This window comes from Paenibacillus sp. BT-177 (genome assembly GCF_025846815.2).
In the GTDB taxonomy this organism is placed as follows: Bacteria; Bacillota; Bacilli; order Paenibacillales; family Paenibacillaceae; genus Paenibacillus; species Paenibacillus polymyxa_C.
The window spans coordinates 182,499-195,905 of sequence record NZ_JAOYTP010000006.1; the positions used below are offsets into that span (position 1 = coordinate 182,499).

Sequence of the window (13,407 nt, forward strand, 5' to 3'; positions counted from 1 at the left end):
AACTTTTATATACTGGTTAGAGTTGATGCGTCACATGCTCATGTAGACATTCAACTGGAGGGGGCTGAAAGAAATGAAAACACTCATCTCTAAACATTGGCATTTGATGCTGATTGGTTTTGTAGCCCTGATCATGGGTGGGTTTGTCTTGTTTTATTTTCAGGGGAGCGTGTCGTCGTTTCCGGCAGTTCAACCTAAACAAGCTCAGGAAGAGCCAGATGAAGCCAAATACGAGATTGTGACAGTGGGTGTAAAAGGGGACGGTTTCTATCCTAAAAATATTGAAGTGAAAGCCGGCGTTCCAACCAAGATCAATTTCAAGAAAATGACGTCTTTTACTTGCATTGATGAAGTACAGTCGTTGAAGATCGGAATGGACGTTTACCTGGATCACGAAAATAATTATTTTACCGTCCAGGACTTGAAACCGGGCATATATGAGTATAATTGCGGCATGTACATGTACTACGGGACGATCACAGTAAAATAAATCAAAAAAGCTTTCTGGCACATTGATGCCAGAAAGCCTTTTTTCTTTTTAACTAGGTGAATTGCGACGAAAGTATGTGTATATATATCATCATCCACCTGTGGTGCAATATGCACTATCCTTTACCTCTGATCAGCTTACATTGGCTGATCTTTTGTTTTTTTACTTCTCTCAGGGAATTTACATGAGAACGGAGCAGGCGGAATGGTGCTGGACAAGCGATAGCGGTCGCCTTTGTCCCCGGATTTCTACCTTTGTCTGCTTATTCAAGAAATCCGGGGACAACAGCGATGGGAAGCACCATCCGCATGTGTAGTGGCACGAATGTAAATCTTAATCCACTCCCCATATATCTAATTTTGAACTGATTTTTCTCCTAATTCGTCGGGTACCCGCTTCTGAGCCAGCAAAGTATGATAATAGTATCTAGAGATGAGGAGGAGCTTGTTATGGGATCTTCAACTGAAACCGCTTCCAGAGCTGATACTGCGATTCCTGAATCCAATCGGGGAAGACCGCGTAAGGCTCGCGGATCGAAGCCCGAACGCGGTGAAAAAGGCCTGTGGAACAGCGTGAAACAGCAAAAGTATCTTTACTTTATGTCGATTCCTTTCGTCATATGGGTGTTTGTTTTCAGTTATTTTCCACTATGGGGCTGGACAATGGCGTTTCAAAATTATAAGCCAGCCAAATCGTTTTGGGATCAAAAGTGGGTAGGGTTGGACAACTTTATTGAGCTTTTTCAGGATGAACGTTTTTATCTGGTATTACGCAATACGCTGGCGATGAGCCTGATGGGTATTGTTTTTGGTTTTGTTGTACCGATCTTTTTTGCAATTCTGCTAAATGAGTTGCGTGGTATGCTGTTCAAGCGAGTTGTGCAGACAGTATCCTACCTCCCGCATTTTGTATCCTGGGTAGTTGTGGCCGGATTGGTGACGAAAATGCTGTCCATTGACGGAGGGATTGTTAACGATATATTGGTAGCGCTTCATATTGTGGATGAACCGATTCAGTTCATGGCCAAGGGGAGTTGGTTTTGGTATATTGTAACCGCTTCCGACATATGGAAAGAGACGGGTTGGAATACGATTATTTATTTAGCCGCCATCACAGGAATTGACCAGGAACAGTATGAAGCATCGCGTGTGGATGGGGCCAGCCGCTGGAGACAGATGTGGCATATTACACTGCCGGGTATCCGCTCGACAATCGCTATTCTGTTTATTATGGCGATCGGGCATCTGGTCAGCAATGGTTTTGAAAAGCAGTTCTTACTTGGCAACAGTCTCGTAACGGATTATTCGGAAGTGCTGGATTTGTATGCACTGAATTACGGGATTAATCTGGGCCGTTTCTCTTACGGGACGGCAATAGGCATTTTCAACTCGCTGGTTAGCATTCTATTGTTGTTTACAGCGAACGGTATATTCAAAAAACTGACCAAAGAAAGCATCATGTAGGGAGGGAGAAGCGAAATGACGAATAAAGCATTTAACGCTACACGGTCAGAAAAGCTGTTTGACTTGTTCAACTATATTCTCATGGCTCTGATCGTGGTGTTGACGCTGTACCCGTTTCTGAACGTACTGGCAATTTCCCTGAACAATTCGACGGATACGGTGCGTGGCGGTATTTATATATGGCCGCGCCAGTTTACACTCGAAAATTACAAAACGATTTTCCAATACGATGGCCTGCTTCGGGGTCTGCAGGTATCCATTTTACGTACAGTGGTTGGAACGTTGCTGGGACTCATCTGTGCTTCTATGCTTGCATTTACGCTGAGTCGGGTCGATTTCCGCGCGCGCAAGTTCATATCCACGTTTCTGGCGTTGACGATGTATTTTTCCGGCGGGATGGTGCCTGTGTTTATTTTGATGCGTGATTTACATTTGCTGGGCACGTTCTGGGTGTATATTTTTCCGGGGCTGATCAGCGCGTTTAATGTTTTTGTCATTCGTTCCTTTATGGATGGTTTGCCGTATGCGCTACAAGAGTCTGCCAAGCTGGATGGAGCCAATGACTTTACAATATATTGGAGGATTATTTTACCGCTGTGCAAGCCTGTGCTAGCGACAATTGCCCTTTTTTTAGCGGTAAATCAATGGAACGCATGGTTTGATACGTACTTGTACAACGGAACCGCCGCACAATGGACAACGCTGCAATTTGAGCTGATGAAGATACTGCAAAGTACGCAGCAAGGCGGCGCCAATATGGCGAATAGCAACGATATGGCTAAGCAAATGGCTCAAATTTCGCCAGAGTCGATTAAAATGGCAATCACGATTACCGTCACGCTTCCTATTTTGCTCGTATACCCATTCCTACAAAAGTATTTTGTAGGCGGTATGACACTGGGAGCTGTTAAATCATAACAATCAAATCGTTACAGTCCATTCACAACGGTAAAATCCTACAAATGCAGGAGGTCTTGAACATGAAAAAACACTGGTCCAGATTTGCACTGATTCCCTTGCTCGCCGTATCTCTTGCTGCACTCGCAGGTTGCGGTGGAAGCGATAAAGCAGCAAAGGAAGGCTCATCCAGCGGCACAGATCCGATTACGTTTAGCTTTTTCGGAGCAGATACAAGCCCGCAATGGAATGGAATGAAGGATGAAATAGGCAAGGAAATCACCAAGAAAACAGGTGTAACTTTGAACGCGGAATTTGATGTCAGCGGCGGAGGTGGAGATGACCGAATTGCTTTGATGGCAGCAAGTGGAGAATACCCCGACCTCGTTTCTCCTAAAGCGAATATTAACAAGCTTGTGGATGCGGGGGCCATGATTGATCTGACCGATCTAATTAACGATCACGCGCCTAACCTCAAGAAGCTCTACGGTCCCTATATGGATCGGCTGAAATACAGCAATAAAGATCAAGCTATCTATGTTATTCCTACGTATGCAGGTGTTGGACAGGAGAGTTTTGATGCGACGGGAGGATTTGAAATTCAGCATAAGGTGCTTAAGGAACTGGGATATCCTAAGGTAAGAACCTTACAGGATTTTGAAAACGTACTCAAAACCTATGCCGCCAAGCATCCGACGATCAATGGCAAAAAAACGATCCCTCTCACGCTGGATGCGGACGACTGGAGAATTATGATTACCGTAACGAACCCTGCCTTCCAGACGACTGGAGCGCCGGATGATGGTGAATATTTTATTGATCCCAAAACATTTGAAGCCAAGCTTCATTACAAACGTCCGGAAGAAAAGGAATATTTCCGTTGGTTGAACCACATGTACAATGAAGGGCTGCTCGATAAAGATTCGTTTGTACAAAAAAGTGACCAATACAAATCCAAAATTGCCAGCGGCCGTGTCTTGGGTCTGATCGACCAGGAGTGGGGTTATCAGGATGCCGAAAATGCATTAAAAGCGTCAGGTAAGTCTGATGCCAGCTATGCACATTTTCCAGTTACACTTTCGGAGGAATATAAGGATCGTTCCTTTCAGGATACAGGCTTTGCGTCCGGTTATGGTGTAGGAATTACGGAAAGTTGCAAGGACCCGGTGCGGGCTATTAAATTCCTGGATTATTTAGCTTCTGATGAAGGACAGGTGCTAGTGAACTGGGGAATCGAAGGCAAGCACTATGAAATCAAAGATGGCAAACGCGTCATTCCTGCCGATGTATTGGATCAAAAAACGAACAATACAACCAGCTTCAATAAATCTACTGGAATAGACTTGTACACATTAATGAGCGGACACTATGGTGACGGAGTGAAGGACTCTACGGGTAACTACTACACTGCCAAATTCCCGGAACAAATTATTGCGGCTTATTCGAAGCCGGAGAAAGAATCACTTAAAGCGTATGGCGTAAAAACGTGGAAGGAACTCTTTCCAGGAAAAGAAGAATTTGATGTGAAGCCTTGGGGCGCAGCCTATAACCTGACCACAGACAATGAATCCAACTATAACGTTACATTTAAAAAGACGACAGACATTATCCGCAAACGTATACCGGAAGCTATTTTAACACCAGCTTCCAATTTTGATACGGTATACGACAACATGATTAAAGAACTGGATGCCGCCGGAGCTGTCCAAATGGAACAGCAATATACGCAACTGGTGAAGGACAGAGTGGAGTTATGGAGTGGGAAAGCGTCCAAATAGCAAGTCCATTTATCCAAACTTTGAAATCTCGGAGTGACAGAGCGCATGCGCCATGGGCAACACGGGAGCAGTGCTTTGTCTGACCCTGATGAGGGAGGGTTTGACGTGACGAAAAGCGAAAGGCCACAGTCCCTGCGGTTATGGTATCGCCAGCCTGCTGAGGTATGGGAGGAAGCATTGCCAGTCGGCAATGGACGGCTGGGAGCTATGGTATTTGGCGGAATCAGGGAGGAGCATTTGCAATTAAACGAGGATACGCTCTGGTCCGGATTCCCCAGGGATGGCGTTCAGTATGATGCGTTGCGATATTTAGAACCTGCCAGAAAGCTGATTGCAGATGGAAAATACAAAGAAGCCGAACAACTGATTACTTCAAACATGCTGGGCCGCGATACAGAAGCCTACCAGCCTTTGGGAGATTTGTGGATTACGCAGGAGAACCTAGGCGAGATTGCGCATTATGAACGGGAACTGGATATGCAGACCGGAACGGCAGCGGTCACTTTTCAGAGTGATGGAGTCCGCTATACCCGGGAAGTTATCGCCAGTGCACCCGATGGAGTCATTATGGTGTCACTGACTGCGAGTAAGGTCGGAAAAATCCATGCATCTGTGCGCATCACTACCCCCCATCCTTGTGAGGATGAAGTTGGAGAGGATGCACTTGAGAATTCCTCCAAATGGGCTAGCGATGACGATCCGTCCGAGGAACCGACCAGGGACTTTATTACGTTGACTGGACGAGCGCCCAGTCATGTGGAATCTAATTATCACGGCGATCATCCACAGTCTGTCGTTTACGAAAATGATTTGGGGATGGCTTTTGCAGTTCAGGCGAGGGTTATTCCCGAGGGAGGAACCTTGACGACGGGAGATGACGGAGCATTGATCATCTCGGGCGCGGATAAAATCACGGTGTATTTGGCAGCAGCTACCGGATTTCGGGGATTCCAGGCTCTGCCGAATAGTGATGCAACGGAGTCAGTAGAAGCATGCAAAGTCACTCTAGACGGAGCGATTTCGCTGGGAAGTGAGCAGGTGCGGCAACGCCATGAGCAGGATCACCGGAAGCTGTTTGACCGTGTTGCATTAGAACTGGGAAGTGACACGCTAACCGACGAGTCCGTTCTCCCGACCGACCTGCGATTAGAACACTATCAGAAAGGTCAGGCAGACCTGGGGCTGGAAGTGCTGTTATTTCAGTATGGACGCTATTTGCTTATGGGCAGTTCACGTCCGGGCAGTCAGCCCGCCAACCTTCAGGGCATCTGGAATGACCGGGTACAGCCGCCGTGGAATAGTAACTATACAACCAATATTAATACACAGATGAATTATTGGCCCGCAGAGGTGTGTAATCTTGCCGAGTGCCATGAGCCATTGCTGCATATGATTGGAGAAGTCGGTCGTACGGGACGTAGGGTAGCTTCCATCCATTATGGGGCTCAAGGATGGACAGCTCACCACAATATCGATGTGTGGAGAAACGCCGGACCGTCAGGTGGCCATGCCAGTTGGGCATTTTGGCCGCTTGGGGGTGTATGGCTGACCGCTCACCTATGGGAACGTTATCTTTTCACCTTGGATACAACCTATTTGGCAGAACAGGCTTATCCGCTTATGAAGGGGGCGGCGGCCTTTTGCCTGGACTGGCTCGTGGAGGGCCCGGATGGTCGGCTCGCAACGTCCCCATCCACATCACCTGAAAATAAATTCATCACTCCCGGCGGCGAGGATTGCAGTATATCCATGGGCTCCACGATGGACATGACGCTGATTCGGGAGCTATTAAGCAACTGTATTCAAGCCGCAGACCTGCTGGAATTAGACGATGAATTCCGCAAGCGCTGCGAAGAGACACGGGAACGATTAGTCCCCTATCAAATCGGCCGTCACGGTCAGTTACAAGAATGGTTGGTCGATTTTGAGGAAGCGAAGCCTGGTCATCGACATGTTTCGCATCTTTATGGGGTTTATCCCGGCCGACAGATCCATATCCGCGATACTCCGGAGCTGGCTGAGGCGGCCCGCATATCGTTACGCCGCCGGCTCGATCATGGCGGCGGGCATACCGGGTGGAGCTGTGCCTGGTTGATTAACCTGTACGCCCGGCTGGAAGATGGCGACACTGCGCATCGGTATGTTCGCACGTTGCTGTCGCGATCGACCTACCCTAATTTATTCGACGCTCACCCGCCGTTTCAGATCGACGGTAACTTTGGTGCGACGGCAGGCATCGCAGAAATGCTGCTGCAAAGCCGCCCGGGTGAGCTGACGCTATTGCCTGCCTTGCCATCGGCATGGCCGGAGGGAAGGGTCAGCGGCTTGAAAGGGCGTGGCGGGATTACGGTCACCATGGAGTGGTCCGGTTCGCGGCTCGTCAGTGCGGAGCTTACCGCATCTGCCCAGACGGGAAGCTGCACGATTCGCAGTGCACACCCGTTTAGCGCAGATGCTCGTCAGGCTCAGCCTGATCCCAAGCACGGAGGATTTATTTTGTCATGGATTTTTACCAAAAAGCAGGAAAAAACGAATGAACATACGATTATAATTGAGGGAGAGGGAGAGAGACAATGACTATTTTTCAATTTCCGCAGGACTTTATGTGGGGTACTGCAACAGCTGCTTACCAAATCGAGGGAGCTTATCAGGAGGATGGGAGAGGGCTGTCGATCTGGGATACCTTTGCCCATACGCCTGGTAAAGTGTTTAACGGGGATAACGGCAATGTAGCTTGTGATAGCTATCATCGCTACGAAGAAGATATCCGTCTCATGAAGGAACTGGGCATTCGTACATATCGGTTCTCGGTGTCCTGGCCGCGTATATTCCCGAATGGTGACGGTGAAGTCAATCAAGAAGGATTGAACTATTATCATCGCGTTGTTGATTTGTTGAACGACAACGGGATTGAACCGTTTTGTACACTGTATCACTGGGATTTGCCTCAGGCGCTACAGGATGCGGGAGGATGGGGAAATCGTCGTACAATTCAGGCATTTGTCCACTTTGCAGAAACGATGTTCCGCGAGTTTCACGGTAAGATACACCATTGGCTCACATTCAATGAACCTTGGTGCATCGCTTTTTTATCCAATATGTTAGGAGTTCATGCTCCGGGTCTGACGAATCTCCAGACAGCGATTGATGTAGGACATCATCTGCTGGTCGCGCATGGCCTATCTGTACGCCGATTCCGCGAGCTAGGCACCAGTGGCCAGATCGGTATCGCTCCCAATGTCTCCTGGGCTGTTCCTTACAGCACCTCTGAGGAAGATAAAGCGGCTTGTGCGCGCACGATTTCTCTGCATAGTGACTGGTTTCTCCAGCCTATTTATCAAGGCTCGTATCCTCAGTTTTTGGTAGACTGGTTTGCGGAGCAGGGAGCCACCGTACCTATACAAGATGGAGATATGGACATTATCGGTGAACCTATAGATATGATCGGTATCAATTATTATAGTATGTCGGTTAATCGCTTTAATCCGGAAGCAGGCTTTCTTCAATCTGAAGAAATCAATATGGGACTACCTGTAACGGATATCGGCTGGCCGGTGGAGTCACGTGGGCTGTATGAGGTACTACATTATTTGCAAAAATACGGTAACATCGATATATACATCACAGAGAACGGGGCTTGTATCAATGATGAAGTCGTAAACGGAAAGGTGCAGGATGACCGTCGAATTTCGTACATGCAGCAGCATTTGGTACAGGTACACCGGGCAATTCATGACGGCCTTCATGTTAAAGGGTATATGGCCTGGTCACTTATGGACAATTTTGAGTGGGCAGAGGGATATAATATGAGATTTGGCATGATTCATGTCGATTTTCGCACACAGGTCCGCACCCCCAAGGAAAGTTACTATTGGTATCGAAATGTAGTAAGTAATAACTGGCTGGAGACTAGACGTTAAATCAAGAGAAATATTATGAAAATCAAGCAGATATAGGCCTGTTTCTGCTCCCTTTTGTTTAAATAGGAGGTCCTCTGGGGTAATAATAGCCAAGATGAATTACAGATGGTTCTAGTATGTAGAGACCGGCAGGAATAATAAAATAAAAAATGTGCATACTGAAAAAAATACCTGGCGAGGGCACTTTTTAAACTATTTTAAACTAGAGGGAGTGGAGGGTATGGCTTCGAATTTTAGAAAATCAGGATCAAGTGATAACCAAATGAGCCGCACGGTATCTGTTATTTCTTTGATCGCTTGCATTGTAGGTATTATTCTTATTTTGCTTGATATAGGGAATTTAACCGATCGTAATATCTATTTAATGACAGGCATTGGCGCCTTTGCTGCCGGAATTTTCATTTTTCTAATCGGGAAATCATTTGTCATTGCCCGTAAGAAGGAAGATCAAGAGAACGGGCATCGTTAATACAATTGAAAAAATGATGTAAAACTGATAATGAAAACAACAGCGCGGGGCTTCGAGCAGTGTAGCATGATAACTGTAAGGAGTCCCGATTTTTGCTTTAGTATAGCTTTTTTAAGATACTTCAAGATGCATAATTAACGTTTTTATATGTCATTTTTGAATTAAAAAGAAATTTTGAATTTGCAAGAGAAATTTTATTTTTAGAGAGGTTTTTCACAAAAATCGGACAAATAATCGACAATTCTGTTAACAATAAAAAAAGTGGCCGCTTTTCTGCTATCTTATATAAGGGCAAGATTACAGGAGTTCGTTAAGTTTTGAGTAATTTACTATTTTAAGGAGAGGGGAACAACATGAACAAAAAACCAAAAGCGATTATTGCGTTGGTTTTGACCGTGCTCACGGTAGCATTGCTCATCTGGACGTGTTTTTATGCTGGCGGAAAATACGTTGTTTTCGATCCGAAAGGACCAATTGGGCAAGCACAAAAAGAGCTGATCATTCTTACAACTGCATTGTCTGCGCTTATAATTGTACCGGTTATGATTTTGACCTTCTTCATCGTTTGGCGGTATCGCGATACCCCAACAAACAAGGTGAAGTATCAACCTCACTGGGATGACAGCAAAAAGCTGGAAACCACATGGTGGGCTATTCCAATTATCGTTATTTGTATTATTGCGGTTATCACTGCGAGATATACCTACTTGCTGGAGCCTTCCAAGCCGTTGGCAAGTGAGCAAAAGCCAGTAACGATTCAAGTAACTTCACTGGACTGGAAATGGCTCTTCATGTACCCAGAGGAAGGTATAGCTACAGTGAACCAAGTTCACATTCCTAAAGGTGTTCCAGTCCGTTTTGAACTGACTGCTGACGCCCCGATGAACTCGTTCTGGATTCCGCAATTGGGCGGTCAAATCTACACCATGTCAGGCATGGCCATGAAACTGCACTTGCAGGCCGATCACGAAGGAACTTACTTTGGCTCGGGTGCAAACTTTAGCGGTGAGCATTTTGGACAAATGCGTTTTGATGTAGAAGTCCAGTCGGATGAAGAGTATAAAAACTGGGTCGCTGACATCAAGAAGCAGTCTAAGCCGCTGACGAAAGACGGCTATTTGGCGCTTGCAAAACCAGGTTTGTCCCAGCCTGATGAATATTCTTCGATTCCAGACGGCTTGTTCAAAGAGATTGTTAACAAGTATGTAGTGGAAGGCGCTCCTAACCCCCATGCTGGACATGGCGGAGCTACATCCACAGAAGATTCATCCAAATCCGGCACAGAAGATCATGCTGGAATGGACATGAGCGGACACAATTAAATGATTATAGGGAAGGAGGCCCCCAATGCTTGACAAAATAAAAGAGTTTGCATCCACTTTCTTCGTTACTGGAGACCCGATGATCTATGGAGCGGACGTTTCCATCGCATTAGCAACGATCGGGATCGTGTTTGTGCTCACTTATTTCAAAAAATGGGGCTGGCTTTGGAAAAACTGGTTGACTACGGTTGACCATAAAAAAGTCGGTATTATGTATATTCTTGCGGCCATCTTGATGTTATTCCGCGGAGGCGTGGATGCATTATTGATGCGTATTCAACTTGCTACACCGGATGTGACACTCCTACATCCTGAGCATTACAACCAGATTTTTACAACTCACGGCACGATCATGATCTTGTTTATGGCAATGCCGTTGATGTTTGGTTTGTTTAACATCGCCGTACCCCTTCAAATTGGTGCGCGCGACGTTGCGTTTCCTTTCCTGAACGCATTAAGCTTCTGGCTTTTCTTTATGGGTGCGATGTTGTTCAACTTGTCCTTCGTTATCGGCGGTTCGCCAGATGCAGGCTGGTTGAGTTATCCACCGCTCTCAGAACTGCAATTTAGTCCTGGCGTCGGTCAGAACTTCTATATCTGGGGTATTCAGATTTCTGGTATAGGTTCATTGGCTACAGGGATCAACTTTATTGTTACCATTATTAAAATGCGCGCACCTGGTATGACTTGGATGAAAATGCCTGTCTTTACGTGGTCCGTATTTTCATCATGTGTTATTATCATTTTCGCGTTCCCGATTCTGACGGTTACTTTAGCATTGCTATTCCTTGACCGCTTTGGAGGAGGACACTTCTTTACCCTTGATTTCGGCGGTAACCCGATGATGTATATCAACTTGATCTGGATGTGGGGTCACCCTGAGGTATACATCGTAGTATTGCCAGCCTTCGGTATTTATTCCGAGGTTATCAGCGTATTCTCCAAAAAGAAATTGTTTGGTTACAAATCCATGGTTTACGCGATGTTCATTATTGCGATCCTGTCCTTCTTCACGTGGGCGCATCACTTCTTCACGATGGGATCAGGCGCAGATGTTAATGCATTCTTTGCGATTTCGACAATGGTTATCGCAATACCGACAGGGGTTAAAGTATTTAACTGGCTGTTCACGATGTACCGGGGTAAACTCGAATTTAAAACTCCGATGATGTGGTCTATTGCATTTATTCCGAACTTCTTGATTGCAGGTTTGACGGGCGTCATGTTGTCTGTAGCGCCTGCGGACTTCCAGTTCCATAACAGTTACTTCCTGATCGCTCACTTTCACTCCGCTCTGATTGGTGGGGTAGTGTTCGGTTACTTGGCAGGTCTGTACTACTGGTGGCCTAAGATGTTCGGTTTCACATTGCCTGAAACGCCTGGTAAATGGGCTTTCTGGTTCTGGAATATCGGTTTCTATGTATGTTTCATTCCGCAATATTCCCTCGGTCTGATGGGGATGACACGTCGTCTGAGCACTTACGGCTGGGATACTGGCTGGCAGCCGCTTAACATGGTGTCAACCGTTGGGGCATTCCTGATGGGGATTGGTTTCTTGTTCCAGGTTCTTCAAATTCTTCTGGGTATCAAAAATTACCGCAAGCTGAAGGATACAACGGGCGACCCTTGGGGCGGTCACACGTTGGAGTGGTCCATTCCTTCACCTGCACCGGAATACAATTTTGCTACCATTCCGCAAGTAGAAGAACGCGATGACTGGTGGGCAGAAAAAGATAAACGTGCAAAAGGTATTTTCAGAAAGCAACCGCCAATTGAAGCGATTCATATGCCGAAAAACTCGGCGATTCCATTCATTATGTCGGTATTCTTTTTCATTGCAGGTTTCGGGTTCGTATTTGGATGGTCGTTCTTCTATATTCCAGGGCTGATCGGCGTGGCAATTTGTATGATTTGCCGTTCGTTCTTCTCCTATGATGGCGACTACTATATCCCTGCGGATGAAGTAAAACGCACGGAAGCGGCAATAAGGGGGTCTGTATAATGGCACAAGCTGCAGCACATCACAGCCATGATCATGACCACGGGCATCACGATCCGCAAGAATTGAAGATGCTTGGTTTTTGGATCTTCCTCGTAACGGACGTAATCCTGTTCAGTACCTTGTTCGCAACCTTCGTTGTCCTTCGGAACAACACAGCCGGAGGACCAGGTGGCGCAGAGCTGTTTAACATGACGGGCGTTATTATTGAAACGTTCCTCTTGCTCACAAGCAGCTTCACAAGTGGTCTGGCTGTGTTGGCTATGAACAAAGGAAGCATGAAGGGATTAATCAGCTGGTTAATCGTGACAGCGATCCTGGGTCTTGGTTTTATCGGTTTTGAAGTTTACGAGTTTGTTGAAATGGTACATGAAGGTGCCAATTTTGGAACCAGTGCGTTCTTGTCGGCATTCTTCACATTGGTCGGAACACACGGACTTCACGTTTCGTTAGGTCTGGTTTGGATGATTGGACTTATGTTCCAGTTGAAAAAACGCGGACTTACTCCAGAGACGAAGGGCAAAGTTTCGGCATTGAGCTTGTACTGGCACTTTTTGGACGCTGTCTGGATCTTCTTGCTGACAGTTGTCTATTTGATGGGGGTGATGTAGATGGCACAGCATCAATCAGGAGCGGGTTCGCATGGTCATGATGATTCTCACGGTTCAGTGAAATCCTATGTTATCGGGTTTATTCTGTCCATCGTACTGACCATCATTCCTCTCTTCGTGGTTATGAATCATATGTTGAGCCGCACTTCGACCATGGTTGTTATTTTAGCCGCGGCAGTGCTGCAATTTCTGGTTCAGCTTTTCTTCTTCATGCACATCCGTGAAAGCAATGGACCACGTTGGAATGTTATGACTTTGATCTTTGGTGTTGTGATCCTGTTGACTGTCGTTGGCGGTTCTGTATGGATTATGGAATACAACATGGTAGCACACTAATAAGTCACACTAATTTAGATAAGAGGAAGCGGCTCTATGCCGCTTCCTCTTTTTTTGTAAAGGACCTGCTGAAATTTAAACTGTGGCTTCTTGAACTCAAGTTTGTATGTATGTAAAATGGA

11 protein-coding genes are annotated in these 13,407 nt (G+C 46.2%); all 11 read left to right on the forward strand.

Annotation, left to right across the window (positions count from 1 at the left end):
• The first annotated feature begins 73 nt into the window (after positions 1-73).
• The 11 genes from OIU26_RS18715 to cyoD all read left to right on the forward strand — a co-directional run bounded on the left by OIU26_RS18715 (position 74) and on the right by cyoD (position 13,285).
• On the forward strand, positions 74-490 hold the full coding sequence (locus OIU26_RS18715) for a cupredoxin domain-containing protein (protein ID WP_013373114.1): 417 nt from the start codon (positions 74-76) through the stop codon (positions 488-490).
• Between the two features lie 449 nt (positions 491-939).
• The gene (locus tag OIU26_RS18720) at positions 940-1,953 is read left to right on the forward strand and encodes an ABC transporter permease (protein WP_264217652.1); all 1,014 of its coding nucleotides are present in this window, start codon (positions 940-942) and stop codon (positions 1,951-1,953) included.
• 15 nt (positions 1,954-1,968) lie between these two features.
• Positions 1,969-2,871 (forward strand): carbohydrate ABC transporter permease, encoded by a 903-nt coding sequence (locus OIU26_RS18725; RefSeq protein WP_264217653.1) that lies wholly within the window; start codon positions 1,969-1,971, stop codon positions 2,869-2,871.
• 62 nt (positions 2,872-2,933) lie between these two features.
• Positions 2,934-4,628, forward strand: coding sequence for an ABC transporter substrate-binding protein (locus OIU26_RS18730; protein WP_264217654.1), 1,695 nt, complete (start codon positions 2,934-2,936; stop codon positions 4,626-4,628).
• A 105-nt stretch (positions 4,629-4,733) separates the two neighbouring features.
• The gene (locus tag OIU26_RS18735) at positions 4,734-7,205 is read left to right on the forward strand and encodes a glycoside hydrolase family 95 protein (protein ID WP_264217655.1); all 2,472 of its coding nucleotides are present in this window, start codon (positions 4,734-4,736) and stop codon (positions 7,203-7,205) included.
• Positions 7,202-8,548, forward strand: a complete 1,347-nt coding sequence (locus tag OIU26_RS18740) for a GH1 family beta-glucosidase (RefSeq protein WP_025674786.1) — start codon at positions 7,202-7,204, stop codon at positions 8,546-8,548. Before OIU26_RS18735 ends, OIU26_RS18740 begins: the two co-directional genes overlap by 4 nt.
• A gap of 220 nt (positions 8,549-8,768) precedes the next feature.
• A complete protein-coding gene (locus OIU26_RS18745; protein WP_013373107.1) occupies positions 8,769-9,017 on the forward strand; it encodes a hypothetical protein in 249 nt (82 codons plus the stop codon).
• A gap of 353 nt (positions 9,018-9,370) precedes the next feature.
• Positions 9,371-10,339: a ubiquinol oxidase subunit II gene (gene cyoA, locus OIU26_RS18750; RefSeq protein ID WP_013373106.1), complete on the forward strand. Its 969-nt coding sequence runs from the start codon at positions 9,371-9,373 to the stop codon at positions 10,337-10,339.
• Positions 10,340-10,364: 25 nt separating this feature from the next.
• Positions 10,365-12,341: a cbb3-type cytochrome c oxidase subunit I gene (locus tag OIU26_RS18755; RefSeq protein ID WP_013373105.1), complete on the forward strand. Its 1,977-nt coding sequence runs from the start codon at positions 10,365-10,367 to the stop codon at positions 12,339-12,341.
• Positions 12,341-12,949, forward strand: a complete 609-nt coding sequence (cyoC, locus tag OIU26_RS18760) for a cytochrome o ubiquinol oxidase subunit III (RefSeq protein WP_013373104.1) — start codon at positions 12,341-12,343, stop codon at positions 12,947-12,949. The genes OIU26_RS18755 and cyoC overlap by 1 nt, the downstream gene beginning before the upstream one ends.
• On the forward strand, positions 12,950-13,285 hold the full coding sequence (gene cyoD, locus OIU26_RS18765) for a cytochrome o ubiquinol oxidase subunit IV (protein ID WP_013373103.1): 336 nt from the start codon (positions 12,950-12,952) through the stop codon (positions 13,283-13,285).
• Positions 13,286-13,407: the final 122 nt, after the last annotated feature.